This window comes from Sulfurimonas sp. RIFOXYD2_FULL_34_21 (genome assembly GCF_001830805.1).
GTDB lineage: Bacteria > Campylobacterota > Campylobacteria > Campylobacterales > Sulfurimonadaceae > Sulfurimonas.
Genome location: NZ_MICH01000001.1, coordinates 1 through 22,711, shown reverse-complemented (window position 1 = coordinate 22,711; position 22,711 = coordinate 1). Strand labels below are relative to the sequence as shown.

Annotated in this window: 30 protein-coding genes; 9 read left to right on the top strand and 21 right to left on the bottom strand. The window is 33.9% G+C overall.

The window, feature by feature from the left end; genetic code table 11:
• The first annotated feature begins 30 nt into the window (after positions 1–30).
• Together A2530_RS00150 and A2530_RS00145 are read left to right on the top strand one after the other, a co-directional pair.
• On the top strand, positions 31–939 hold the full coding sequence (locus tag A2530_RS00150) for an AEC family transporter (protein WP_294883788.1): 909 nt from the start codon (positions 31–33) through the stop codon (positions 937–939).
• Positions 936–1,616, top strand: a complete 681-nt coding sequence (locus A2530_RS00145; RefSeq protein ID WP_294883787.1) for an endonuclease III domain-containing protein — start codon at positions 936–938, stop codon at positions 1,614–1,616. The genes A2530_RS00150 and A2530_RS00145 overlap by 4 nt, the downstream gene beginning before the upstream one ends.
• Here A2530_RS00145 and tkt read toward each other — a convergent pair.
• The 19 genes from tkt to A2530_RS00050 form a co-directional block, all read right to left on the bottom strand.
• A complete protein-coding gene (gene tkt / locus A2530_RS00140) occupies positions 1,609–3,528 on the bottom strand; it encodes a transketolase (protein ID WP_294883785.1) in 1,920 nt (639 codons plus the stop codon). The genes A2530_RS00145 and tkt overlap by 8 nt on opposite strands.
• 19 nt (positions 3,529–3,547) lie before the next feature.
• Positions 3,548–4,393 (bottom strand): polyprenyl synthetase family protein, encoded by an 846-nt coding sequence (locus A2530_RS00135; RefSeq protein WP_294883784.1) that lies wholly within the window; start codon positions 4,391–4,393, stop codon positions 3,548–3,550.
• A gap of 12 nt (positions 4,394–4,405) precedes the next feature.
• Entirely contained in the window at positions 4,406–5,386 is a 981-nt protein-coding gene (locus A2530_RS00130) for a PDZ domain-containing protein (RefSeq protein ID WP_294883783.1), read from the bottom strand.
• On the bottom strand, positions 5,387–5,695 hold the full coding sequence (locus A2530_RS00125) for a YbaB/EbfC family nucleoid-associated protein (RefSeq protein WP_294883781.1): 309 nt from the start codon (positions 5,693–5,695) through the stop codon (positions 5,387–5,389).
• Between the two features lie 4 nt (positions 5,696–5,699).
• The gene (gene panD / locus A2530_RS00120) at positions 5,700–6,065 is read right to left on the bottom strand and encodes an aspartate 1-decarboxylase (protein ID WP_294883778.1); all 366 of its coding nucleotides are present in this window, start codon (positions 6,063–6,065) and stop codon (positions 5,700–5,702) included.
• 1 nt (position 6,066) lies between these two features.
• Positions 6,067–6,441, bottom strand: a complete 375-nt coding sequence (locus A2530_RS00115; RefSeq protein WP_294883776.1) for a (2Fe-2S) ferredoxin domain-containing protein — start codon at positions 6,439–6,441, stop codon at positions 6,067–6,069.
• Positions 6,442–6,536: 95 nt separating this feature from the next.
• A complete protein-coding gene (locus A2530_RS00110) occupies positions 6,537–7,832 on the bottom strand; it encodes a UDP-N-acetylmuramoyl-L-alanyl-D-glutamate--2,6-diaminopimelate ligase (RefSeq protein WP_294883774.1) in 1,296 nt (431 codons plus the stop codon).
• Positions 7,822–8,412: a hypothetical protein gene (locus A2530_RS00105; RefSeq protein ID WP_294883772.1), complete on the bottom strand. Its 591-nt coding sequence runs from the start codon at positions 8,410–8,412 to the stop codon at positions 7,822–7,824. Before A2530_RS00105 ends, A2530_RS00110 begins: the two co-directional genes overlap by 11 nt.
• An 18-nt stretch (positions 8,413–8,430) precedes the next feature.
• Positions 8,431–8,706 carry a NifU family protein gene (locus tag A2530_RS00100; RefSeq protein WP_294883770.1) on the bottom strand — a complete coding sequence of 92 codons (276 nt, stop codon included), beginning with the start codon at positions 8,704–8,706 and terminating at the stop codon, positions 8,431–8,433.
• 79 nt (positions 8,707–8,785) lie between these two features.
• The gene (locus A2530_RS00095; protein ID WP_294883768.1) at positions 8,786–10,015 is read right to left on the bottom strand and encodes an aldo/keto reductase; all 1,230 of its coding nucleotides are present in this window, start codon (positions 10,013–10,015) and stop codon (positions 8,786–8,788) included.
• An 88-nt stretch (positions 10,016–10,103) separates the two neighbouring features.
• Positions 10,104–10,454 carry a 50S ribosomal protein L17 gene (rplQ, locus tag A2530_RS00090; RefSeq protein WP_294883766.1) on the bottom strand — a complete coding sequence of 117 codons (351 nt, stop codon included), beginning with the start codon at positions 10,452–10,454 and terminating at the stop codon, positions 10,104–10,106.
• Positions 10,455–10,474: 20 nt separating this feature from the next.
• A complete protein-coding gene (locus A2530_RS00085; protein ID WP_294883764.1) occupies positions 10,475–11,467 on the bottom strand; it encodes a DNA-directed RNA polymerase subunit alpha in 993 nt (330 codons plus the stop codon).
• A 29-nt stretch (positions 11,468–11,496) separates the two neighbouring features.
• Positions 11,497–12,123 (bottom strand): 30S ribosomal protein S4, encoded by a 627-nt coding sequence (rpsD, locus tag A2530_RS00080; protein WP_294883762.1) that lies wholly within the window; start codon positions 12,121–12,123, stop codon positions 11,497–11,499.
• Positions 12,124–12,134: 11 nt separating this feature from the next.
• Positions 12,135–12,527: a 30S ribosomal protein S11 gene (gene rpsK / locus A2530_RS00075; RefSeq protein WP_294877787.1), complete on the bottom strand. Its 393-nt coding sequence runs from the start codon at positions 12,525–12,527 to the stop codon at positions 12,135–12,137.
• Positions 12,528–12,537: 10 nt separating this feature from the next.
• The gene (gene rpsM / locus A2530_RS00070) at positions 12,538–12,900 is read right to left on the bottom strand and encodes a 30S ribosomal protein S13 (protein ID WP_294883760.1); all 363 of its coding nucleotides are present in this window, start codon (positions 12,898–12,900) and stop codon (positions 12,538–12,540) included.
• Between the two features lie 2 nt (positions 12,901–12,902).
• Positions 12,903–13,016 carry a 50S ribosomal protein L36 gene (rpmJ, locus tag A2530_RS00065; RefSeq protein WP_008338806.1) on the bottom strand — a complete coding sequence of 38 codons (114 nt, stop codon included), beginning with the start codon at positions 13,014–13,016 and terminating at the stop codon, positions 12,903–12,905.
• Positions 13,017–13,229: 213 nt separating this feature from the next.
• Entirely contained in the window at positions 13,230–13,574 is a 345-nt protein-coding gene (locus A2530_RS00060; RefSeq protein WP_294883758.1) for a hypothetical protein, read from the bottom strand.
• A gap of 92 nt (positions 13,575–13,666) precedes the next feature.
• Entirely contained in the window at positions 13,667–14,212 is a 546-nt protein-coding gene (locus A2530_RS00055; protein WP_294883757.1) for a DUF4136 domain-containing protein, read from the bottom strand.
• A gap of 55 nt (positions 14,213–14,267) precedes the next feature.
• Positions 14,268–14,948, bottom strand: coding sequence for a phosphatase PAP2 family protein (locus tag A2530_RS00050; RefSeq protein WP_294883755.1), 681 nt, complete (start codon positions 14,946–14,948; stop codon positions 14,268–14,270).
• Positions 14,949–15,102: 154 nt separating this feature from the next.
• Here A2530_RS00050 and A2530_RS00045 point away from each other — a divergent pair, with 154 nt between their 5' ends.
• From A2530_RS00045 to A2530_RS00015, 7 genes are all read left to right on the top strand, one after another.
• On the top strand, positions 15,103–17,025 hold the full coding sequence (locus A2530_RS00045) for an LTA synthase family protein (protein ID WP_294883754.1): 1,923 nt from the start codon (positions 15,103–15,105) through the stop codon (positions 17,023–17,025).
• A gap of 42 nt (positions 17,026–17,067) precedes the next feature.
• Positions 17,068–18,318 carry a spore photoproduct lyase family protein gene (locus A2530_RS00040; protein ID WP_294883753.1) on the top strand — a complete coding sequence of 417 codons (1,251 nt, stop codon included), beginning with the start codon at positions 17,068–17,070 and terminating at the stop codon, positions 18,316–18,318.
• Positions 18,315–19,037, top strand: a complete 723-nt coding sequence (locus A2530_RS00035; RefSeq protein ID WP_294883751.1) for a glucosaminidase domain-containing protein — start codon at positions 18,315–18,317, stop codon at positions 19,035–19,037. The genes A2530_RS00040 and A2530_RS00035 overlap by 4 nt, the downstream gene beginning before the upstream one ends.
• Positions 19,038–19,085: 48 nt before the next feature.
• Positions 19,086–19,934, top strand: coding sequence for a S1-like domain-containing RNA-binding protein (locus tag A2530_RS00030; protein WP_294883749.1), 849 nt, complete (start codon positions 19,086–19,088; stop codon positions 19,932–19,934).
• 1 nt (position 19,935) lies between these two features.
• A complete protein-coding gene (locus tag A2530_RS00025; protein ID WP_294883748.1) occupies positions 19,936–20,142 on the top strand; it encodes a hypothetical protein in 207 nt (68 codons plus the stop codon).
• Positions 20,143–20,157: 15 nt separating this feature from the next.
• Complete coding sequence (locus A2530_RS00020; RefSeq protein WP_294883747.1) at positions 20,158–20,844, top strand: lysophospholipid acyltransferase family protein; 687 nt, start codon at positions 20,158–20,160, stop codon at positions 20,842–20,844.
• Positions 20,845–20,914: 70 nt separating this feature from the next.
• Positions 20,915–21,217, top strand: a complete 303-nt coding sequence (locus A2530_RS00015; protein WP_294883745.1) for a chorismate mutase — start codon at positions 20,915–20,917, stop codon at positions 21,215–21,217.
• Positions 21,218–21,258: 41 nt separating this feature from the next.
• On the opposite strand, the gene A2530_RS00010 is transcribed toward A2530_RS00015, so the two are convergent.
• Together A2530_RS00010 and infA are read right to left on the bottom strand one after the other, a co-directional pair.
• Positions 21,259–22,365, bottom strand: a complete 1,107-nt coding sequence (locus A2530_RS00010; protein WP_294883744.1) for a methyl-accepting chemotaxis protein — start codon at positions 22,363–22,365, stop codon at positions 21,259–21,261.
• 116 nt (positions 22,366–22,481) lie between these two features.
• Positions 22,482–22,700: a translation initiation factor IF-1 gene (infA, locus tag A2530_RS00005; RefSeq protein ID WP_008338996.1), complete on the bottom strand. Its 219-nt coding sequence runs from the start codon at positions 22,698–22,700 to the stop codon at positions 22,482–22,484.
• Positions 22,701–22,711 lie beyond the last annotated feature (11 nt).

Sequence of the window (22,711 nt, the reverse complement as noted above, 5' to 3'; positions counted from 1 at the left end):
AAATTATACACTATCTGTTATAATCCCTTTATGAGTTCAATAATATTTTCCATACTCGGCATATATATATTTATAGTTATAGGTTTTGTCGCAAAGATGAGCTTCAAAGAAGCTATTGATGATAAGACTATAACACTTATAAATGTCTATTTTTTACAGATTTTTTTAACATTTTGGGGACTGCTTATTCGCCCTGTCGATGTTACGCTTCTTTATGCACCGTCCGTATATTTCGTTATAGTTGTTATTGTTTTGGTTATCTCAGCACTTGTTGCAAAAAAGCTTTTTTCGGATAAAAAAGAGTACTCCATTGCTACAGTTGCGGCTATTATAGGAAATACTGGAAATTTGGGCATCCCTCTAAATATTGCTATTTTCGGAGAAGAGTCCATCCCTTACACGACTATTATAAATCTTATGAACGTGTTTGTGGTATATACTATCGGGGTTTACTACTACTCAAGAGGGAGTTTTGACGTTAAAACTTCACTAAAAAATATAGTTAAACTCCCTATTTTATGGGCAGCAGCAGCGGCAATAATCCTTAGTATGCAGGGCTATAAACCGAGTGATGAGATAATGAAAGTTCTTATGATGGGAGCTTATACTTCTATTGTTATGCAGCTTTTGTTATTTGGTCTTTATCTTTACGGCAGTGAAGCAAAAGAGATTGGTAAGCGACTTACACTGTGGGTTATCGGTATTAAATTTCTATTTTTACCGGCAGTTACTTTTTTGATTCTTTATAGTATTGAGATGGATAGTATGATAAAAGGGATAATCTTTATAGAGCTTCTTATGCCTTTGGCAATTGCCAATGTAAATTTTGCTTCTCTTTATGATTGTAAACCGAAAGTTGTAACTGCACTCGTATTTATCTCCTCACTTCTTTTTTTAGGCGTGATTTTTATAGGTATCAGGGTTTTAGGCTATTTATGAGCAAAATATATAACATGTACAAAACTCTATATCAAACTTACGGTGCACAAGGTTGGTGGCCGATTACAGTTTACGGATACCATAAACTCGATTATATGTTTCCAAGAAATAAAGATGAGAAATTTGAAGTCTGCTTAGGCTCGATTCTAACGCAAAATACAACTTTTACATCTGTTGTAAAATCGTTAAACAATCTACATGTTAAAAATGCTCTACATGTAGATAGGATTGAGAGAATGGATATAGATGAGCTAAAAGATGCCATCAGACCATCTGGATACTACAACCAAAAAGCAGAATATATTTTAGAGTTTATCAAATTTTACAAAACCCTAAACGGTGAGACTCCTACAAGAGAAGCACTTCTACATGTAAAAGGTATCGGCGAAGAGACGGCAGATTCTATGCTTTTATACGGCTATAATCAACTTGAGTTTAAAGTTGATGCCTATACAAAGAGAATGCTTGTTCATTTGGGCTTTGTAGATGAGAGAGCAAAATACGCTGAGATAAAGTCTCTTATGCAAAACTCCCTAAAAAAGTGCATAAAAGATGAAAAAGAGCTTCTTATAACTTACCAAGAGTTTCATGCTCTTATTGTAGAACACGGTAAAAAATACTACTCCAAAAAACCTTACGGTATGGGGTGTTTTTTACCGTCACACAGAGTTATATGATTTTAGCTAAAACACTCTCTACGGAGAAACCAAACTTCTCAAAAAGCTTATCCGCCGGAGCAGATGCGCCGAATGTATCCATACCTATTACTTCATCTGCAAATCTGTACCACTCTAAACCGCGAGCAGCTTCGATTGCTATTTTTCTGGTATTTGGTTTAATAATAGTATCGATATATGATTTATCTTGTTCTACAAAAAGGTCATAACACGGAACAGAAACTACATTTACATGTAATCCCTTTTCATTTAATGCCGTTTTAACTTTAAGAGCAAGTTCTACTTCACTACCGCTTGCCATTAAAGTTATTGTAGCATTTTCATCGCTTGAGAGAAGGTATCCGCCGTTACTTATAATTCCTTTTACTGCAAGAGGAAGAACTGAGAGATTTTGACGTGAGCAGACAAATGCCGATGGAGATTTTTTCATCTCTAGTGCCGTTTTCCAAGCTTCAACGTTTTCAACACCATCAGCAGGTCTCCAAACATAAAAGTTTGGAAGTGAGCGAAACTGACTTAAATGCTCAATTGGTTGATGAGTAGGTCCGTCTTCGCCTACACCGATACTGTCATGCGTCCATACAAAAAAATGCTGAATTCCGGTAAGTGCCGCTATACGAGCAGCAGGTTTTAGGTAGTCAGAAAAAACAAAAAATGTAGCGCTAAAAGGCATTAAAGAACCATATAGTGCAATAGCATTGGTAATTGAAGCCATTGCATGTTCACGGATACCAAAGTAGATATTTCTACCTTTTGGATAAACACCCATGTCAACAAGTTCAGTTTTATTTGACGGGCTAAGGTCTGCGCTTCCGCCTAAAAAGCTAGGGATAGCTCTTGCTATAGCATTCATAATTTTGCCGTTTGTATTTCTAGTAGCATCGGCTTTTTCAAAAGTAGGCCACTCAATACGCGAAAAATCAGGATTTTGAAGTGCAGCTAAAGCCTCATTTTGCTCCATCAGAGGAAGAGTTTTAAGTGAGTGAACCCATTCGCGCTCTAACAAATCTCCCTTTTCAATCGCACATCTAAATCTTGCCATTACATCTTCGTCAACATGAAAAGTTTTAGTTGTATCAAATCCTGCATCCTCTTTTGCCTGAGCAATTACATCTTTTCCAAGAGGTGCACCGTGCGCATGGTGTGAACCTTCCATAATGCCTGCACCTTTTGCAATCATAGTGTTTGCAATAATAATGGTCGGTTTAGAGTTTGATTTTGCAGCGGTAATTACACTATCTATCTCATCAAAGTTATGTCCGTCGCACTCCAGTACATCCCAGCCTTGAGACTCAAATCTGCCGCGGATATTTTCACTGATACTTAAATCGGTTGAACCTTCAATTGTAATTCGGTTTGAATCATATATAAGAATCAAGTTATCTAGTTTGTTATGTCCTGCAATAGAACAAGCTTCATAACTTACGCCCTCTTCCAAGTCACCGTCACCGCATAGACAGTAAACATTATGGTCAATTAACTTAGCAGTCTCAGAGTTAGTTTGAGCACCTACAAATTTAGAAGCCATTGCAAAACCGACTGCATTTGCAATACCCTGTCCTAGAGGTCCCGTAGTAATCTCAATACCTGCCGTATGTCCAAACTCCGGATGTCCCGGTGTTTTAGAGTCTAACTGACGAAAGTTTTTCAAATCATCAATCTCTAAACCGTATCCCCAGAGATAATAAAGAGAGTATATAAGACCTGTTGCATGTCCGCCTGAAAAAACGAGTCTGTCGCGATTTAACCAAAATGGATTTTTAGGATTGTGATTTAAGTGTTCGCTTAAAACTACTGCAATATCCGCAAGCCCCATGGGTGCGCCCGGATGTCCGGAATTTGCTGACTGAACCATATCTGCAGCTAAAAATCTTATACTGTTTGCCATTTTTTGACGCATTGCATTACTCATTATATTACCTTTGTTATGTTTATTTATGTCTGTTTATATATTGTGTAAGAAGTGTAGAAAGTTCAGATTTTAAATTATCATCAAAACCGTTTAACTCTAACATTAACTTATCCGCTAAAGCGTTAGCTTGATTTAATGCCTCATCAAGACCTAATAGTGTGACAAAACTATTCTTAGCTTCATCGTTGTTTGTAAGCTTTCCTGCTTCCTCTGAACTCTGAGTAACATCTAAGATATCATCTTGAATCTGAAACAAAAGCCCAAGTCTGATACCAAAATCATAAAGAGCGTCTCCCAAATCTTCTTTGCCGATTATAATAGCGCCCATTTTAAGTGATGCGGCAATAAGTTTAGCGGTTTTATTTATATGCAGAGTTTTTACATCTTCCAAGCAAAGCGGTCTGTTTTCAAAATAACAATCAATCGCTTGACCTAAAACCATTCCGTTAAGTCCACCGTTTACCGATAACTCCCTTATAAGTGCAACTTTAGTATAGTCAGAAAAAGGAGCATTACTTAAAACTTCAAAAGAGTATGTATTTAAAGCATCTCCCACAAGGATTGCAGTTACTTCATCAAAAAGTACATGTAGCGTAGGTTCACCTCTGCGAAGCGGTGAATTATCCATTGCAGGCAAATCATCATGTATAAGTGAATATGTATGAAGAAGCTCGATTGCATAAGCGGCATGATACGCTCCGCCTATCAAAAGAGGATTGTACGCACCGACAACGCCTAACAAAAGTGCAGGACGAAATCTCTTCCCGCCGGCAAGAAGCATTTTTTGCAGTGCTTCCTCATACGTAGGGTGAATGCTTTTTGAAATCGGCAAGTGATTTAATAAGAAATTTTCAAAGTTTTGCATACGAAATTCTATCTAATTTAGTTTCACAAAAAACTGAAATTGCTCTCTTTGAAAAAGAAGATTTACAGACTTTTTACAATTATCTACTAGCCCTGATATATCCTGAGCATTTTTAATTCTATTCATATTGACTTCAAGAAGTTTATCCCCCAACTTAACTCCGTAATGCTCTGCATTCTTTTCTATTTTTATGATACATAAATTTTTATCAAAAGATATTCCAAAGAACTCCAAAAAAGTATCGCTTAAAAAACCGCCGCCCTTTCTATTTTGGCTCTTTACTACAAAAGTAAATAGTTTTGAGGCTCTTTTTATTTTAACTTTATGAATTGAGCCGATTTTACTAAAAAGTATCTCTCTCATAAACAAAGCACTATTTTTCACTTTTTTTCCGTTAAGCTCCAAAATTATGTCATCTATTTCAAAAGGATTATCTTTCATAAAAGGGTTACTGCCGCTAACTTTAACCATATTTTTATCGTCTTTGACTCTTATTCCGATATCGGAATATGAAACCTCTTTTACTTTTAAGAATCTCTCTATATACTCTTTTTCTATTATCCCAAGCGGTGTAACAACTCCCTCTAATGCGCAACAGCTATTTAAAAGCAAACTCGGGGCACTAAGAGGTTCGCTAAATGTTGCGAAACTGTTTAATCCAACTTGATTTTTTACAATTTTTCCCTCAATCACGCTCTTGCCGTCAATACCTATTGTCCCCGAAGAGATATTCATATTGATTCTAAAAGGGTATTTGAATTTTTTTGTATCTTCTATGAGGTATAGCGAGAGATATGGGTCATGCTTAATAATTTTTGATTTTGGAGGAGTTGTAGAGAAGATTAATCTTTGATTGTTTTGAATAGGTATTTGGAGTGTTTCGTTTACTATGGATTCTGAGTCGATAACTTTAAGTTTGCATGCATCAAAACCATCCTTGCATGCGTATATATTTAGTATAAGTATGTTGATAGCTATAAATAGCCGTAACATTTAAGCCATTCCAAACGGATTTATACCGCCTAGTATTCCGAGTGCGCTGTTTTGTCGATTTTGTTCAACCATTTTATTTGCATCGTTTAGTGCGCCAATTAGTAAAATCTGCAGTGAATCTTTATCATTAAGTAGCGAATTATCAATATTAATATCGATGACTTCGCCTTTACCGTTTATAACCACTTCAACTAAACCGCCGCCACTTTTGACTCTAAATATTTTTGATGCCAACTCGGATTCAAGCTTTTGAGCATTCTCTTGCATTCCTTCAAGCATTTTACTCATATCGCCTATTTTTCCAAACATAATATCAAATCTCTTCTAGTATTTGGTCTATATCGTTATTTTCATCTACCAACACAACTTTTGGCTTATAAGTTAGCAAATCTGCTTCATCATAAGTTGCATAAGCTACAATAATTATTTTATCGCCTTTATGAACTTTTCTAGCAGCCGCACCGTTTAAACAGATATCTCTTTTTCCACGCTCACCTAAGATAACATATGTTGAAAATCTCTCACCGTTATTGATATTTAGAATTTCAACTTTTTGTCCAATCCTCATTTTAGCGGCTTCCATTAACTCTTCGTCTATTGTAATTGAACCAACATAGTTTAAGTTAGCATCCGTTACGGTAGCACGATGAATTTTACTGTACAACATCTCAATCGTCATTTTACATTCCCATCTGTTTTTTCATATCACATGGAGAAATAGGTTCATCCCACATGTCAGAGCCTATTAAATACTCTTGAACAACACTTCCACCTATAATATGTTCTTCTATTATTCTATCAATTTTTTCTTTTGTAAGTGCTGCATACATAAAATGCCCCGGTTCTACAAGCATAACTGGACCTGAACTGCAGCGATTTAAACATGATGTACGTATAGGCTGAACAGTTCCCATTACGCCCTCTTTCATCAATTTTTGTGCCAAATGTTGAAATAAATCCTGAGTTTCCGGCGTAACACATGAGGGTTTTGGCATACCTGGAGGAGCTGATTGCTCACACTTAAATATATAAAATGCCGGTTGAGGAATTCCCATAAATATCACCCTTATAAAAATTTTTTGAAATTATAGCAAAAATAATCCCATATACTCTAATGCATTAAAAGAAGTTTTGATAATTAAGAGTAAAATTATCTTAATTTCAGCAACTCTCTGACTATTTCTCTATCATCAAAAGGGAACTTTTCATCATAAATAATTTGAAAAGATTCATCGCCTTTTCCTAAAATAACGACAACTTCATCCTCTTGTTGATCTTTAAGAGCCATCTCTATTGCTTTTTTTCTGTTTAACTCTACATTAACTAAACTTTTATCCTCAATACCCTCTAAAATATCATTTACTATATCTTGCGGGTCTTCATTTCTTGGGTTGTCGCTTGTTACATAGAGTTTTTTTGCCAAACTAGCGGCTACTTTGCCCATCAAAGGTCTTTTTGTTCTATCTCTGTCTCCGCCTGCACCAAACACAACCAAAAGCTCTTTCTCTTTTAGTGCATTTAATACTTGCTGTATGCCATCAGGCGTATGCGCAAAATCGACTATTACGTTTGGAATTTCGCTTACCTGCTCCATCCGTCCGCTCACACCTGCAAAGTTATCTACAACAGAGCACACATCCTCAAGTTTCTTGCCGGTTAAAAGGTGCGTTGCCGAGATTGCCGCCATAAGATTATAAAGATTAAAAAAACCATGTAGTGCGGCAGTAAAAGGGACTACCTCTTTAAAGTGCTGAATTATTCCGCTTGTCGCATTGTTTAGCGAATAAGCGATAAGTCTATATGTAGCAGGGTTTTCTATACCGTAGGTAAAAGTATTTTTAAAATTAAACGATGCTTTTGGCTCATCCTTATTAATAAGTTTTCTTCCTTCATCTTGAAAAAAACTGTTTTTTACTGCTATATATTCACCTAGAGTTTTGTGATAATCCAAATGATCTTGAGTAATATTAGTAAGTATCTTTAACTCAAAATTCAAGCCTTCTATTCTCTTTTGAGAGATAGCATGTGAGCTTACTTCCATAATAAAAAACTCACAACCGGCCTGTACTGCTTGATATATGTGTTTGTATGTATTTAACACTGATGGAGTTGTAAGTGTTTTTCCTTCACACATCTCATCATTCATAAAAAAACCGCGTGTTCCCTGCATAGCAGCTTTGTATCCTAAATCAAGCAAAAAAGAGTATATAGCACTTGCTGTCGTTGTTTTACCGTTTGTACCGGTAATGCCGACAATCTTTATTTTATCAATTCCAAAAAGCTTTGCAACATCTTTAATATTTATAATTGAATGAGCACCCCTCTCTTTGGCATCTTGAAGAAATTTTTCATTTTGCGGAGTTAGTACGAAAGCCGTCTCTTTGTCGCACTCTGCAGAGTTTTCGCTTATGTACCTAAACTTTTCACTGCTAAATTCAATTTTCAATTTTTTTGCCTTCCGCCAACTTTTTAAGCAGTTTTTTAAGCAGTTTATCGCTTGGATAAACACTCAAAGCGTTTTCCAAATATGTCAAAGCCATCTCTTCAAAGCCGTATTCTATAAGATTTTCTAAAAAATCTATAAAATCCTCTTTTTGAGTAATAATTACTTTTGTTGAAAACATTATGTTTTCAAATATCTCTTTAAAGTTTCCGCCCTCATCTATTAAGGCTTTAAAATCTTTATAAAGAATCCCGTCTTCAAACTCTAGTCTATCACGCAAAGGCTCGGCAAAGACCTCTTTTAGTCTCTCCATAGAGCCGTCCATATTTTGTAAAATATTGGTCATTATAACGTCAGCTTGTTCCTTATCTTCCTCTTTTAAAATCTCATAATAATCAAAAAGAGCCTCTGCACCGCCCTCTCCACTCATAGCCATTTCAGAAAGAATAACGCCGTTATAAGCCTCTTTTGAATTAGGAAAATTTTGCAAAACTGCCGCAAATTTCTCCAATGCATTTTTGTAATCGCTCTTTGAGAAACTCTCTTTTGCTTGTGATAATGTTTTAAATTTACTTATTGCCATTAATATCTCTACACTTATTTATAAATTGTCTATATCGTTTTCCATACCAACAGGTACATTTATTACTGTTAATTCAGGATGTATGTCCATCTTAAGCTGTCTCTCTACACCGTATTTCAGTGTTGTTCCGCTACTTGCGCAGCCGATACAAGACCCTTTTAGTTGTATATACACTTTTGAATTTTTAACCGTTATAAAATCTATGTCGCCGCCGTCAAGCGCTAATGAAGGACGAACTTTCTCTATAACGTTTCTTACTGGATTCATTAACTCTTCGTCTGTAAATGGAATCATGTCCATCCTTTAAAATTTATATGTTTATTGTATTCATAAGATATGAAAATATCGCTTAACAAGTGATAAAAAATATTGTTTATCTCTGCAATAAAAGAATTTGATGCACATACAAAGGCTTTCTCATACCTACAAGTATGTAATCGACACTTTCTTTTTGCATTAAAAACCTAATTGCACACTCTTGCATTGGCAAAACACACTCATCAAAGAACTCTTTTAACTCAATTCTCGTCTTTTTTGAACACTCATAAGAGACCATTTTTCTAAGCTCTTGAAAATACAAATCAATTAAATTAAGTATAACTTCAATTTCATTCTCATCTCTTAATCTTAACGCTTTTTTTACATGTGGCATAACTTGAGTAAACATGAAGATATCATAATCACCTATCCAACCGAATTTATGCTTATTGGTATCAAGCTGCTCAATAAGATTATAGAGCAATTTGAGAGATTCATTATCACAAATTTCCAGAATTTCATTTAAATAGTTATAATACTCTTTACTCTCATCATAATCTGCCAAACGAAACATTCTATCATTATACTTTGCATTGAGCGCTCTGTTTACCAAAACTCTCAAACCGTTTTTTTTTGCCCATGAAGCACATTTAAGTCCCTCTTGTTCTAAAATATTAACCGGCAGCTCTACAGTCGTAAAGCTATGAGTTTCATTACCAATAATTTTTGCCGCATTATGTGCCAATGTAAGTAAATCTTCATAAGGCAAGAACTCATCATCTGATGCTAAAAGTGAAAAGCTGTTTGAGCTAATGCCGTAAGATAGGATTCTTCCCTTTTTTACTTCTTCTTCCAATCCGACGAAAGTATCCTGCAATCTTCTATACATCTCATCAAGTCTCTCATCTTTAGAAATACCCTTGTTAATCGCGTCTAAAAGATAGTACTCTGGATTATGTACTAAATAGCACTCAAGTTTTTCTAGCTCTAATCTTTTTAATGATTGGCTCAATTGCTGACGCATAAAAGATTTAGAGATTGAGTGATAACAATCTTCACTATACTTTACAATCTCTTTTTCATCAAGAGCAGAAGTGTTTTCTTTGTAATTTAACAAATTTGTTCCTTGAATATATCCAAATTTGCTAATTATCTCAACTTGATTCTTTTTATCTTTATCAAACTCTCTAAATGCAAGTGCAATAGCTCTCTCAGCAGAGCCATCCATATAGTTTGAAGAGGTGTCTATCATTGTTATACCTGATTCAATCGCTTCTCTTAATGCTTCTACATGTAGAGGATTTAAATCACTTATTCTGTAGGTTCCAAATGCGAAATTACTCATAATGTCTCACTTCTTATTTTAAGTAGTTTGGGATGTGGAAGTATAAGGGGATAACAGCAAGACAGAGCTTACTGTTATTTGTATTGAATTATACTAATTCAATAAATGCCATAGTAGTAGCGTCACCACGGCGAATACGTGTTCTAGTAATTCTAGTATAGCCACCTGGACGATCAACGTATTTTGGAGCTATTTCATTTACTAAAGTTTTAGTTGCTTCTTTACTTTGAAGCGCCGCAAATACTGCTTTATGAGCATTTGAATCACCTTTTCCTGCAGCGGTAATAAGTTTTTCAACATAAGAGCGTAACTCTTTTGCTTTTTCAACAGTAGTCTCAATTTTACCATGTTCAATTAACGAAATACTTAGGTTTTTAAGTAAAGCTGCACGATGCGAGCTTGTACGACCTAGTTTACGGTATCCATGACGATGTCTCATCTATAATTCCTCTATGTAGCTTATAAAGCTTCTATTTTCTTTTTTAATGCACTAACAACATCATCTGCAAGATCGCCGCCGACTTCATAGCCGAACTCTTGGAGTTTTTCAACAATCTCATCATATGATTTTTTACCTAGATTTTTAACATTTTTAAGATCGTTTGTACTCATCAATGCTATTTCACCTATTAGTTTAATACTTGAGCGATCAAGACAATTAAAACTTCTCGCACTAAGACCTAAACTGTCGATATGCATAGCAAGTTTTTTAAGATCGGGACTCTCTTCAGCTCTTTCAATAGTTGTCGGTGCTTTTACACTGATTTCACTATTAAATACCGCTAACTGAGCATACATAACCTCTAAAGAGTTTCTAAAAGCATCTAGCGGGGAAATCTGTCCGTCAGTTCTAATGTTTATAATTACTCTCTCAAAGTTAGGATTATCTTCTACAAGTACATTTTCAATCTTATAAGTTGCACTGCGAACAGGAGTGAAATAAGCGTCAAGTGCTATATAACCCTCTTCAAGTTCATCGTGAGTATCTTCACTTGCAACATAGCCAATGCCCTGTGCAACTTTAATACTAAAATTAAGTGTAGAATCCTCATTTAATGTAGCAAGATAAGCATCCGGAGTCACTATCTCTACTTCACTGTTTGAAAGATCACTTCCCTTAATAGTACAAGGACCTGCAAAGCTGTAGCGAATTTCCGATTCACTAACACCGCCAAGCAATTTAAAGCGAATCTCTTTAAGATTTAATATAAAATCTGAAATGTCTTCGAGCATACCGCGAACTGAATCAAATTCATGCTTAGCACCCTCAATTTTAATAGCAATCGGAGCATAACCAACCGAGCTACTTAACAAGAAACGGCGAAGTGGATGAGCTAAAGAGATAGCATAACCCGTCTCAAACGGATATGCCATAACATTAGCTTCATTCTCACTAATCTGCTCTACCTCAAATTCTTGAGGAGCAAGTGGAGTAGTTTTAATCTTTTTCATATCTCTTACGCCTTTTATATTTTTAACTATTATTTCGAGTAAAGCTCAACGATTAAACGCTCTTCTACAGGTATAACAACTTCTTCACGCTCAGGTAAACGAGTAAAGATACCGAATTTTTTATCAGCATCAATATCAACCCATGGAGCTAAGCCAGTTTGGTTTGTAAGCTCTAATGCACGAGTAATTTGAACGTTTGATTTGCTACTCTCGCGAATCTCAATTTTTTGCCCCGGTCTTACACGGTAAGAAGGAATATCAAGTTTAGCACCGTCAACAAGAAGGTGACCGTGTGTAACAAGCTGGCGTGCGAAACGACGAGTCGTTGCAAATCCCATACGATAAACTACGTTGTCTAGTCTTTGCTCGATTAGCGTAACAAGGTTTGTACCCGTATTACCTTCTCTTCTTTTTGCTTCAACAAACAGTGCACGGAATTGCTTCTCAGATACACCATACATGAATTTTGCTTTTTGCTTCTCATTTAATTGTAAACCGTACTCTGACGTTTTTTTACGACGCTGACCATGTTGACCCGGAGCATAAGGACGTTTCTCTAATGCAGATTTACCTGCTAAACGACGCTCCCCTTTTAGGTTAAGGCTAACTCCAAATCTTCTTTCGATTTTTTCTACTGGACCTCTATATCTTGCCATCAGTAATCTCCTTAAACTCTACGACGCTTAGGCGCGCGGCAACCATTATGTGGTAGTGGAGTTACGTCTTTCATAAACGTAACACGGATACCTTCAATAGAACCTACTGCTTTTGTTGCAGTTTCACGACCTGAACCTGGACCTTGAACTTTAATACCAAGTTCTTTAATACCATGTACTTGAGCTTTTTCTACTGCTGCTTCAACAGCTGCTTGAGCTGCAAACGGAGTAGATTTTTTGCTACCTTTAAAACCAAGACTACCAGCAGAAGACCAAGCAATCATGTTGCCCATTTCATCCGTAATAGTTACAATAGTATTGTTAAATGATGCAGAGATATGAACTATACCGCGAGCAATATTTTTCTTTACTATTTTTTTTCTAACAGCTTTTCTTTTTGCCATCTGTTAATCCTTACGCTGCGCCGACAGTTTTACGTTTACCCTTACGAGTACGCGCATTTGTCTTAGTTTTTTGACCACGGCATGGAAGACCACGACGGTGACGAAGACCTCTGTATGAACCTAAGTCCATAAGTGCTTTAATGTCCATTGCAACTTGTTTACGAAGGTCACCCTCTACAACATGATTAGCACGAATCTCTTTTGTGATTGCCGCTACGTCATCTTCGCTTAGTTCGTAAACTCTTTTATTATAGTCTATACCCGTTGCATCTAAAATTAGACGTGACGCATGCAGACCAATTCCATATACGTATGTTAGTCCATACTCTATTCTCTTTTTCTTAGGTAAATCAACACCGGAAATACGAGCCATGGTTATCCTTGTCTCTGTTTATGTTTTTTAACTTTGCAGATTACTCTTACAATGCCTTTTCTTTTGATAACTTTACAATCATCACACATCTTCTTAACTGAAGCACGTACTTTCATAGAAAGCTCCTATTATTTAATCTTTGCTGCATTTAGGCAAACAATTTTGCTTGCCAATACTTTTATCTATATATTGCTATATAGGTAAAAATACTCAACTATCATGTCAAAACAGCAAAGCGGATGAGGATTATACACAAACAAATGTAAAAGATTTATTAAGTTGATTTATTTTATGCAATTTCAGTAAGAATTAACTCTTTTTTTTACAAATTAATCCCACAATACACTCACTCCATACTCTTTATCTAAGATTAATTCTTTTTTGTAGTATATTTTTTTGCCATATTTTTTACTTAAAAACTCTACTTCTATACTGTTTTGCTCTAAAAGTTCTCTTATCTCTTTATATGTAAACCACTTTCCGTATCTTGAGAGAGAGTTTTGCCAAATTCTAAAACTACATGTAGATTTTTTGCTCAGTTCAAACATCTCGCCGTCTTGCGTCTCCCAGTTTGCATTTGAGCATGCGTATAGCTTAACTTTTTTGCCCCCTACTTCTTTATCTCTTACTTCAATTTTGCCGCCATCGCAATATGGACATATTCCTAAAATCATCTCTTTTCCTAAAGATTTAAAAATAGCAGTATCTTAACTATTTTTATAAAAAATGATTAATAATATGACAAATTGCAATACAAATTAGATTGTTACTTTTTACTTTGAACTAAACGAGAAGGAAACTCCTCTAACATTCTGGATACTATTTTATTGAAATACTCTATTCGCTCTTTTGGCGATTTTGTCTCATAGGTATCATATATTAAAAGAGAACTCCAAAATATTTTATTTGTTTTCGTATCTATCATATTAATATTTAAACTCTCCCTCTCCTGCGTTACATCGTAACTATTTCCCATTGATACTGCCATTCTTCTTGAAAATGTACCGATACCAAATCCGAGGCTTGTATTTGGATAGAACTCTATCTTTGCTGAAGTCTCAAATTTTATAGAAAAGTCAGCTCCGTCATTTAGTCTGTTTATATATCCTTTTGATACAATCTCGTTTTTAATTGCCTCAGATATTCTCTCTTGATTTAAAGAAGCTAAAGCGTCGCTACTTTTATAATTCACGTTAAATGTTTCTAATTTGCCGATATCAAATGCAGGGTCAAAATCTATATCAGCTTTTTTTAAAGAACATCCAGTCATAAAAACAAGCAACCCTATCAACATAAGTATGTATCTAAACATTTTATTGCCCTCTCTACATGTAAAATATAACACCTTTGATTATACTAAAATAACTTTACGATAAAGAGTAGCGTTTGGTTATTTTATAAATTACCAGTATAAGCAACCATGCCAAAATCATAGTTATTAGAGTGTGGCTTAAATAATGGTGTCCTATTAGCATTTTATAAATCCCCATGCTCCATCCGATTATCATGGCAACTCCAAAAGCGATAAAGCTGTTCTTTTTCTCTTTAAAAAGAAAAAAGAGAGACATAAGAGCAAATCCTCCGCTAGCATGTCCTGCGGGATAACATTTAAATTTTTTTACAATCTCCTGGGGCATACTATCAAGAGCTCTTATATATGGATATTCGCCGCCAAAATGCATAAAATCACATGGACAAGGCACATTAGTGTTTGCCTTAAGTGTGCCTATTATCATCGGAACAATAGCTATGCTTAACCAAACAATAAGTAAACCGCCTCTGTAACTTTTTAAAAGAGGAGATGCGCTTTTAAAAGAGTAAATATATATAAAAAGTATGAGAACTCCAAAAACAATAATTGCCTTTTTTATACCGCTATAAAATACAATATCTAAAATACTTCCTTTTACATGTTCAAGCAACCACTTATGAGTTGTACTATTGTAAAAAAATTCTTGAACAAATATATCAATATTGCTTAATTCAAATAAAAAGAAAATACCTATCAAAACAAATGATGTAATTAGAATTTGTTTTTCGACTCTCATATATATCAAACCTCTTTTGTGCAACATAACTACTCTCTTGGTTACTATAAGTGTGAAATTTTATCCTTAATACCTTTATTTATAACTATTGTTTATATATTTGTTTATTTAAAAGATATACTTTGTAATATTTAAACCAACGGAGAAATTATAAATGTTTAAACAATTATTAAAATATTATTTTTACATGATATCAATATTTTTTATAGGAAGACTGTCTCTCTTTATACTATATTTTGACAATTTTAAAAACAGCGACGTGAACTATTGGCTAACTTTTATCCATGGGCTTAGAATGGACACTATAACAGCTTCTATACTTTTGGTAATTCCTCTTATTTTTCTCTCGTTCACTCCCAATAAACTAAAATATTTTACTAGCAAATTTCTAAAATACTATTTTTTAATAGTTTTATCAATTCTTATATATATAGAAAATGCGACTTTTCCTTTTATAGCTCAATATGATGTTCGTCCTAACTATCTTTTTGTAGAGTATCTCATATATCCTAAAGAAGTTTTTTCAATGATATTTGCAGATTATAGACTAGAGCTTTTTATCGCTTTTAGTATGATTGGGATATTTATCTATTTATATTTGAAATATGCAAAAGATAGTGTCGTAGATATATTGGAGATAGGCTATAAAAAACGTATATTACTATTTTTACCTATCTTATTAATTCTTTTTATCGGTGTACGATCATCGTTTGGACATAGAGGGGCAAATATATCAGATGCTATGTACAGCACAAACAGAATGGTAAACGAGATAACAAAAAATTCACTCTACAGCATAGGTTATGCTATATACAGCAATAACGTACATGAAGGCAAGAAAGTAAAACAGTACGGCAAAATGGATATGAAAGAGGCGTTTGATAGAGTAAAAAAAAGACTCAATATTGAGTCAAACGATAATGATAATTTTTCATTCTCAAGAGTCGTAAAAAGCAACTTCAAGACAGATAAGCCAAAAAATCTTGTTATATTTGTTCAAGAGAGCATGGGATACCAATTTGTAAATGCAGTCGGCGGAGAAAATGGAATAACTCCTCACTTTAACGCTCTAAGCAAAGAGGCTATTTTATTTAAGGATTTGTACTCTAACGGAACAAGAAGCGTTAGAGGACTTGCAGGAGTCAGTGCAGGAAATCTTGCAGTTCCAGGTGTGGGAGTACTAAAAAGAAATAAATCACAAAACGATTTTTTTACTATAGCTTCAGCTCTTAAACCCTTTGGATACCATACCTCGTTTATTTACGGAGGAGAGAGCAGATTTGACAATATGCGCGGTTGGTATCTAGGAAACGGATTTGATGAGATTGTAGATCAGCCAAAATTTGAAAACCCGACTTTTGTAGCTCCATGGGGAGTTTGTGATGAGGATTTGGTTGTTAAAGCAAATGAAGAGTTTAAAAAGCTACATGTAAAAGGGCAAAAGTTTGCTACCGTTATGTTCTCGCAGTCAAACCATTCACCATTTGAGTTTCCGTGCGAAAAGATTGAACTGATAAAAGATGTTCCCGCCAACAGCGTTAAAAATGCAATCAAGTATGCAGACTATGCAATTGGGCGCTTTTTTGAACTCGCAAAAAAAGAGCCGTACTATAAAGATACTATTTTCGTAGTCGTTGCAGATCATAATGTAAGAGTTTACGGAGATGACATGGTTCCTGTTGATATGTTTCATATTCCCGCCATGATATTAGGCGAAGGAATAAAACCTATAGTTTATGATAAAATAGCTACTCAACCAGACGTGTTAGCAACGGCACTAGATTTAATAGGCTTGGATTTAAAATACCCGATTATGGGTCACTCTATCTTTAGTAATGAAAAACAAAATATCTCTTTAATGCAATTTCACACTTCCTATGCCCTAAGGGTAGATGATAAAGTAGCAATTGTCAGACCGGAACAAAAACCGCTTACATTTTTATATAAAAATCCAAAAACATATCTTGATAAAAGCAATCATTTAACGCCAATCGAGAGTGATTTAGAACTAGAGAAAGACGCTCTTTCTTTTGTTTTAGCACTAGATCACATGTACAATAAAAAGCTCTATAAGTAATTGTAAACGTAAATATTCAAAAAAATTAGATAAAATTCCGCCATGAATTTAAATCTAATCAAATTTGAGAACTCTATAAAAAGTACGATTTTTCATAAACTTCCGGTAAACGAGCAGGTGTTTATAAAAGAAAAATCGATTGAATTTAAGTTCTCTTTTTCACAAATAAGACAACTAATCGATATCACCAGAGACTTGGGGATGTGGAATGAAAAGACAATTATAGAGATTTTTCCCAATCATACTCAAAAAAAAGTTATCTTTGAAAAAATTATAAAAACTTACGAAGATATAAGAAGAAAACCAAACTCATATAAAAATTTTGAACTAAAACATGTAAGAGATGAACAAAAATTTAGCTTTAAGACAGAAGACAAAGATGGTTTTGGATTAGGATTATGTCCGGTTGCGAGCCAAAAAACAAGATGCTGTAACCTTATGACTCTTGATGCTGTGCAGAGTTGCGGTTTTGACTGCTCATACTGCTCTATACAATCATTTTATAACCAAAACACGATTACGTTTGATAGTAGTTTTGCAACAAAACTGCAAAATTTAGATCTTGATAAAAGCAAAACTTACCATATCGGCACAGGTCAATCTTCAGACTCTCTTTTATGGGGAAACAAAGAGGGCATTTTAGATGCTCTGTTTCTTTTTGCAAAAACAAATCCAAATGTTATATTAGAGTTTAAAACAAAGTCTGACAATATCAAATACTTTTTAGAAAATGAGGTGCCTAAAAATATAATATGCACATGGTCTCTTAATACACAAATAATTATAGAAAACGAAGAGCATCTAACGGCTTCACTAAATAAACGTATAAAAGCGGCAAGAGATATTGCAGACAAAGGTATAAAAGTCGGTTTTCATTTTCATCCGATAGTAGAATATGAAAACTACTTAAACGAGTATGAAGATGTTTATAAAAGATTAATAAAAGAGTTTAAAAGCAGCGAGGTAGTACTAGTTAGTTTCGGCACACTGACTTTTATAAAACCTGTTATTAAACAGTTAAGAAAACGAGAGTTTAAAAGCAAAATAACCCAAATGCCATTTGAAAATGCAAGCGGCAAAAACTCCTATCCCGATAAAACAAAAGTAGAGATGTTTAAACATGCTTACGACTCTTTTAAACCATGGCATAATGATGTTTTTTTCTATTTGTGCATGGAAGAGCATGAAATGTGGGGCAAGACATTTGGATACCAATACTCAACAAATAACGATTTTGAAAGAGCGATGCTTGGAGCTTACTCAAAGAAATTAGATATGGAGTTTTTAATTTGAAATTTTTATCTGAAAATACGATACTCTCATTTTTAATAATTTTGCTTATTGTTAATATTGAATATGCTTTTTCGCAACCTGAAATGCCAAAAGCACATGTCACTAAAATTAAAAAAGTAGAAAAAAAATTAATTAGCGATGTGGTTAGCATATCTGAGAAAAAAGAGCATTTTTGTAACTTAATTGTACCTGCTATAAATGAAGTTCATGATGAACTTGAACTTCAATACTATGATATTTGTGAAAATTTAACAAACGATGAGTATAGCCAGAAAATTTCTGATTTAAAAAAATCTTATCAAGTAGAGAGTAATGAGGAACTGCTTATGGCACTAAAACCGCATCCTATAAGTATAGCTATCGCTCAAGCTGCGATAGAGAGTGCATGGGGAAAATCAAGGTTTTTTAAAGAAGCTAACAATCTTTTTGGCATGTGGTCTATTAATGAAAATAAACCGCGAATAGCAGCTTCTCTTATGAGAGGCGAAAAAACAATTTGGCTTAAAAAATACTCAAATATAAAAGATTCCGTAAGAGACTACTATAAGACACTTGCCCGCTCAAGCGCCTACAAAGATTTTAGAGAGCTTAAAATGGAAATAGACGACCCTCTGATTTTGGTACAAAAGTTAGATAAATACTCTGAAATCGGAGCAAAATATACGCAAGATTTAAGCAGTATGATTAAATACAACAAGCTCTATCTCTACGATAAATAAATATTAAACAGATATAATGTCAAAAAAATTCGCTTTTGAGGAAATAGTTTGCTACAAAATGAACATTTAACATTGGGGCGAATAAACTGCTTACGAATTGACAGACATACCCCGCATGGTATATTTTTAGAGTCACTTGATGAAAAAGATGTGCTTTTACCGCAATCTTATGTTACAAACGAAATGCAAGACGACACACTTTTGGAAGTTTTTTTATATACCGATTCAGAAGATAGATTAATTGCAACAACACTTAAACCAAAAGCGATGCTTGATGAGTTTGCCCTTTTTGAAGTTGTCGATGTGGCACCGTTTGGAGCATTTGTAAACTGGGGACTTGCCAAAGATTTATTTGTACCAAATATGTTTCAAAAAGAGAGATTTAAAATCGGCGATAAGAGATTTTTAAAAGTAGTTTACGATGAAAAAACTCACCGCCTTGTGGGAACTGAAAAACTAGGCAATATTTTTGATAAAAAGCCAAAAGGAATAGTACCGCATAAAGAGGTAGATATAACTATAATTACAAAAACTCCTCTTGGCTTTAAATGTCTTGTTGAAGGTAAGTACGAAGGTCTCATATACCATAACGAAATATTTGAAAAAATTGATATAGGTAACCAAAAAAAAGCACATGTAAAAACTATCAGAAAAGACGGCTGTATAGATTTGAGCTTGCAAGCTGGCGGGGTAAAACAAAAAGATGTTTCATGTCAAAAAGTTTTATCATTATTAAAACAAAATGCCGGAGCAATGCCGTACAACTATAAAAGTGACCCTGAATTAATTCAGAATGTTTTTGGATTAAGTAAAAAAGCCTATAAGCGCTCTTTAACCGCTCTACAAGATAGTGGGGAGATTGAAGTCAAAGATAGCGGCATATATCTAAAGAACTAATATGGCAAAAGAGAAAAAAAGCATAGAATTATCTGATAAAAAAATCTCTTTTACATTAGAGCGTACTTTATATAATGTTATACGCTTTTTTCCTACAAAGATGAGTGTAGATGTAATGGTCTTTGAAAACGGCATAAAAGAAGGAGTAAAGAATATCCCTTTTGCCCATTTGCCAAAAGAGATAAAAAAAATCATCAAACCAAACTAATAATAAGGAATCTTTTTGACATTCAATAAAATTAAAATGGCAATTTATTCAACAATTCTTACAAATTACTACGGATTTAAGCTGACAAAATTTAAAAAGTTCAGTGACAAAAAAAAGTTAAGGATTGAATATTCTACAAAATTGTTAAATAAACTAAATATAAAAATTAAAGTTGTAAATGAAGATAGACTTCCTCGTGATGGACAGTACCTTTTGATATCAAACCATAGAAGCATCATTGACCCTCTAATCATAGAAACTGCTACGCAAAATACTAATATTTTTGGACACTGGGTTGCTAAAAAAGAACTCTATAACTCAGCTTTTTTTGGAAAGTTTGTTAGAAATTCAGGAACAATTCTACTAGATAGAGAAGCCTCTAAAATGAGTGGATTTTTTAAAGATATAAAAACTTCTGTTGCGGCTGGAAGTTCTATTTTTATTTTTCCCGAAGGTACAAGAAACAATACAAACTTTGTTATTAGCGAGTTTAAAGAAGGTTCCCAAATAATTGCACTAAAAAACAGACTCCCGATTCTTCCTATTTTTATCCGCTCAAAAGCAGATAAAATATTAAAATCTGCAATAAAAGATTCTAGTAAAGAGCAAATAATTGAGATAGAGGTTGGAGAAGTTATTGATTATAAACATAGAAATATATCGTTAGAAAATAGTTATAAAGAGCAGTTTAATATAGCGTAAATAGATATTAACTAAATAGCTATTATCTATTTTTAGATAATATGTCTTATTAAAAATGGAGCAAAACATCATGTCAGAAATTAAAAAATGTAGTTCATTAAATGAAGTTAGAGAAGAGATAGATAAGATTGATGATTCCATTGTTGAGCTTATTTCAAAAAGAAGTCATCTTGTGCGTCAAGCTGCCTTATTTAAAAATAGCATTGAAGAGGTAAAAGCTGAAGATAGAGTTGATTTTATACTACAAAAAGTCCGCCATGCAGCAATAAAAGCCGACGTCTCTCCAAATATGATTTCTGACCTTTTCAAAATTATGATAAATGAGATGGTAGAAACCGAAATATCCGAGTTTAGAAATACTCAAATATTTTAATGCTCCTTGTGTAATAAAGCCATTTTTCAAAAATGGCTTTATTAAATTATTTTACTCAGACCCTCAACACTATTTTTTATAATTTTAACGCTTTCATTGCTTTTTTGTGACAACTCATCAATTTTTATAATATTGTTAATTATCTCTTCCGTAGTTGCAGTATTTTGCGTATAGCTAGAAACTGTTTTCTCTGCTAAAGTAACGCCGTTATCTATAGCATGACTAATACTATCCATTCTTTGTGATGCTTCAATAGAAACTTCTGCCAAAGACTCAATTATTTTACTATTGTCATTCATCTGTGTGCTTGTATCGTTTATAGATTGACTAACAATATTAATTGTTGCGTTTATCTCCGTCAAAGATTTCTGTGTTCTTTCTGCAAGTTTTCGCACCTCGTCCGCTACTACGGCAAAACCACGTCCATGCTCACCTGCTCGCGCCGCTTCAATTGCAGCATTTAGTGCTAAAAGATTTGTCTGATCTGCGATGTCTGCAATAACTAAAATAACCTCTTTTACTTGATTTGCATCAGTAGAAACTCTACTTAAATCTTCAGCTAAGCTATTTTGCGAACTTGATGCATCTTGAAGCTTATCAACGATACTTGAAATTTCACTTTTAATACTGTTTAAATTTTTATTAATTTCTACGATGTTCTCTTTTGCTCTACATGTATCTCTTAAATCATCATTTAACACTAGCTTTAATTTTTGACCTATTGAAACAACTGTAGCTAAAAGCTCTCTTTCATTACTTATTATACTATTTGTATTTTCATAGTCACTGTTTATTTTATTTATTATTGTCTCAATAGTGTGTGATTTTTCTTTAGTATCTTGTGCCTCTAAGAAAATTGTCTGAAATCTGTTAATGCTAACGACTGCTTCACTTAACTCGGAATTATAGTTATTTTTTAAAACTATTTTTTCTCCATGTTCAAGATTTTCAAGCTGCATAATCATAGATTTTGTCATATCAACACCGTTGTATTTTTCATCTAAGTCATGTATAAGTATGACAACCGCAATAACATATTGAATCACTTGTCCAATTATATTATCCGTAAAAAATGTTCCATTAATTAAAAGCAAGACTATGCCTACATAGTGCACAAAGCGCATACGAAAAAAGAGGGAGTTTAGCATTGTTAATCCTTCATAACTATTTAGGATGATTATACAAGGTAGTTACTTAATTTATATAAAGTTAAATTTTTTCTTTACATGTAAAAAGCAGAAGTGAGAGGTATAGACCTCTCTTTTTATTTGTATCTGTAAGTGATACGACCTTTATCAAGTGAATAAGGTGTCAACTCCAGTTTAACTTTATCACCAGGTAATATTTTAATATAGTGCATACGCATCTTACCTGCAATGTGACATAAAATAATATGCCCATTTTCTAACTCAACACGAAATGTTGCATTTGGCAAAGCCTCTATAATCTTGCCATCAACTTCGATAACATCTGATTTAGCCATTTTAATCCTTT

Bases quoted from the DNA above. Each gene is read 5' to 3' on its own strand.
- A2530_RS00055 (WP_294883757.1), bottom strand. From the start codon at position 14,212: ATGTTTAGATACATACTTATGTTGATAGGGTTGCTTGTTTTTATGACT.
- A2530_RS00115 (WP_294883776.1), bottom strand. From the start codon at position 6,441: ATGGGAATTCCTCAACCGGCATTTTATATATTTAAGTGTGAGCAATCA.
- A2530_RS00040 (WP_294883753.1), top strand. From the start codon at position 17,068: ATGAATTTAAATCTAATCAAATTTGAGAACTCTATAAAAAGTACGATT.
- A2530_RS00050 (WP_294883755.1), bottom strand. From the start codon at position 14,948: ATGAGAGTCGAAAAACAAATTCTAATTACATCATTTGTTTTGATAGGT.
- rpsD (WP_294883762.1), bottom strand. From the start codon at position 12,123: ATGGCAAGATATAGAGGTCCAGTAGAAAAAATCGAAAGAAGATTTGGA.
- rpsM (WP_294883760.1), bottom strand. From the start codon at position 12,900: ATGGCTCGTATTTCCGGTGTTGATTTACCTAAGAAAAAGAGAATAGAG.
- A2530_RS00130 (WP_294883783.1), bottom strand. From the start codon at position 5,386: ATGTTACGGCTATTTATAGCTATCAACATACTTATACTAAATATATAC.
- A2530_RS00010 (WP_294883744.1), bottom strand. From the start codon at position 22,365: ATGCTAAACTCCCTCTTTTTTCGTATGCGCTTTGTGCACTATGTAGGC.
- A2530_RS00060 (WP_294883758.1), bottom strand. From the start codon at position 13,574: ATGATTTTAGGAATATGTCCATATTGCGATGGCGGCAAAATTGAAGTA.
- A2530_RS00015 (WP_294883745.1), top strand. From the start codon at position 20,915: ATGTCAGAAATTAAAAAATGTAGTTCATTAAATGAAGTTAGAGAAGAG.
- A2530_RS00085 (WP_294883764.1), bottom strand. From the start codon at position 11,467: ATGAAAAAGATTAAAACTACTCCACTTGCTCCTCAAGAATTTGAGGTA.
- A2530_RS00105 (WP_294883772.1), bottom strand. From the start codon at position 8,412: ATGGCAATAAGTAAATTTAAAACATTATCACAAGCAAAAGAGAGTTTC.
- A2530_RS00135 (WP_294883784.1), bottom strand. From the start codon at position 4,393: ATGCAAAACTTTGAAAATTTCTTATTAAATCACTTGCCGATTTCAAAA.
- infA (WP_008338996.1), bottom strand. From the start codon at position 22,700: ATGGCTAAATCAGATGTTATCGAAGTTGATGGCAAGATTATAGAGGCT.
- rpsK (WP_294877787.1), bottom strand. From the start codon at position 12,527: ATGGCAAAAAGAAAAGCTGTTAGAAAAAAAATAGTAAAGAAAAATATT.
- A2530_RS00125 (WP_294883781.1), bottom strand. From the start codon at position 5,695: ATGTTTGGAAAAATAGGCGATATGAGTAAAATGCTTGAAGGAATGCAA.
- A2530_RS00100 (WP_294883770.1), bottom strand. From the start codon at position 8,706: ATGATTCCATTTACAGACGAAGAGTTAATGAATCCAGTAAGAAACGTT.
- A2530_RS00145 (WP_294883787.1), top strand. From the start codon at position 936: ATGAGCAAAATATATAACATGTACAAAACTCTATATCAAACTTACGGT.
- panD (WP_294883778.1), bottom strand. From the start codon at position 6,065: ATGACGATTGAGATGTTGTACAGTAAAATTCATCGTGCTACCGTAACG.
- rplQ (WP_294883766.1), bottom strand. From the start codon at position 10,454: ATGAGACATCGTCATGGATACCGTAAACTAGGTCGTACAAGCTCGCAT.
- A2530_RS00150 (WP_294883788.1), top strand. From the start codon at position 31: ATGAGTTCAATAATATTTTCCATACTCGGCATATATATATTTATAGTT.
- rpmJ (WP_008338806.1), bottom strand. From the start codon at position 13,016: ATGAAAGTACGTGCTTCAGTTAAGAAGATGTGTGATGATTGTAAAGTT.
- A2530_RS00095 (WP_294883768.1), bottom strand. From the start codon at position 10,015: ATGAGTAATTTCGCATTTGGAACCTACAGAATAAGTGATTTAAATCCT.
- A2530_RS00025 (WP_294883748.1), top strand. From the start codon at position 19,936: ATGGCAAAAGAGAAAAAAAGCATAGAATTATCTGATAAAAAAATCTCT.
- tkt (WP_294883785.1), bottom strand. From the start codon at position 3,528: ATGAGTAATGCAATGCGTCAAAAAATGGCAAACAGTATAAGATTTTTA.
- A2530_RS00045 (WP_294883754.1), top strand. From the start codon at position 15,103: ATGTTTAAACAATTATTAAAATATTATTTTTACATGATATCAATATTT.